The organism is Streptomyces sp. NPDC028722 (assembly GCF_040637655.1).
Classification (GTDB): Bacteria; Actinomycetota; Actinomycetes; order Streptomycetales; family Streptomycetaceae; genus Streptomyces.
Genome location: NZ_JBEZWU010000088.1, coordinates 1 through 1,502 on the forward strand (window position 1 = coordinate 1; position 1,502 = coordinate 1,502).

General features: G+C 71.0%; 1 protein-coding gene and 1 pseudogene. One reads left to right on the forward strand and one right to left on the reverse strand.

The window, feature by feature from the left end; genetic code table 11:
• Positions 1–625, forward strand: a pseudogene (locus AB0F03_RS37950) (hypothetical protein); the annotation flags it as partial.
• A gap of 75 nt (positions 626–700) precedes the next feature.
• Here AB0F03_RS37950 and AB0F03_RS37955 read toward each other — a convergent pair.
• The gene (locus AB0F03_RS37955) at positions 701–1,474 is read right to left on the reverse strand and encodes a polysaccharide lyase family 7 protein (protein WP_362001078.1); all 774 of its coding nucleotides are present in this window, start codon (positions 1,472–1,474) and stop codon (positions 701–703) included.
• Positions 1,475–1,502: the final 28 nt, after the last annotated feature.

Genomic DNA, 1,502 nt, shown 5'->3' on the forward strand with positions numbered 1-1,502 from the left:
TCCCCTGCCCCCGGCCGGACTGCCCGTCCCCACGGCGAGCGCGACCCGCGAACCGCTGCCCTCTCCTCCCGTACCGGCCGGCGGCACCCCCGGCGCCGAGAGCCCCTCCCCGGAAACGGGCGGCTCCGGCCAGCGCATCGACACCGCGTTCACCACGGGATACACCTGGTTCGACAACACCCCGCGGGGCAGCGCCCGGATCTCCGATCCCGTTCTGCACCAGCAGGCCGGCGGCACCGGTACGTACGCCGATCCGATCACGCTCGCGGTCGGGCACAGCACGGCGGGCGGCAAGGACACGCTGGACTATCCCGCCGGCACCCGTTTCTACCTGCCCCGGGTGCGCCGGTACTTCATCGTCGAGGACGCCTGCGGTGACGGCGGCAGCCCTCAGAACGGCCCCTGTCACAGTCTGAAAACCGCTCCTCAGGGCGCCACCACCTGGCTCGACATGTACGTCGGTGGTGCCGAGGGGGACAGTGAGTCCGCGGTCCAGGCCTGCGCCGACAAGGTCACCGCCGGCACGCACGGAGGGCTGAACACCGTGGTGCGCGACCCCGGCCCCGGTCTCCCGGTCGTCGAGGGGCCCGTGTTCCAGAACGGCAGGTGCACCGACCTGTACTGATCTCTTCCCGCTCGTGGCGGCAGGGCCCGACGTCATCCGGACGTCGGGCCCTGCCGTTGTGCTGTGCGCGGCGGATCAGCTGTGGGAGACGGCCAGCGCGTAGAACGCGACCTTGGCTCCGTTCGTACCGCTGTCCGACGCGGACTGGTTGTAGGCACCGGCCTTGAAGTACTGCTTGTACGACTTGAAGGAGTCGGCGACGGGGTAGTGGGTGGTGCTTCCGTCGACCGTCACGTCGATGGTGTCACCGCCGGAGACGCCGATGGTGTAGCTCCACTTCTCGCCGACCGGGACATGTCCCACCGGGTGCCGGGTCTGACCGCCGGCGGCGGAGTTCTCGGTGCCCAGGACGATGTCGCCGTTCGCCTCGTAGTACAGCTCCAGGAGCGGCTTGGTGGAGGAGCCGCCGGACCCCAGGTGGATCTGTCCCACGCACACACGGGACGTCACGGACACCACGCGCAGGGTCGCGCTCATCCGGTGGGTGCCGCTGAGCGGCCAGTCGGCACTGCTGCCGTCCCCGTTCACCTCGCGCAGCTCGGAGCGGGGGTAGTCGGAGTTGGGTGTGGTGACGCCTTTCTCGGGTGACCAGAAGGTCAGGGCGCCGTCGCTGTCGGTGTAGAAGTAGGCGTCCTGGAAACCGCCCTGGAGCCGGGCAGGGGAGACGGTGGCCGGGGATCCCGGGGAGCCGACCGGTTCCTGGAGCTGCCAGTTGGACAGGTCGATGCTGCCACCGGGTGCGGCACCCGGGGCCGCCCGCCCCGTACCGCCTCCCGCGCCGGTGCCGCTGCCCGGTACGTCAGGAGTGGCACTGGCCGAGGGCGCCGGCGTACCGCTGCCGCTGGTCACCGGTCCCGTGACCAGCTCCGCGCCACGT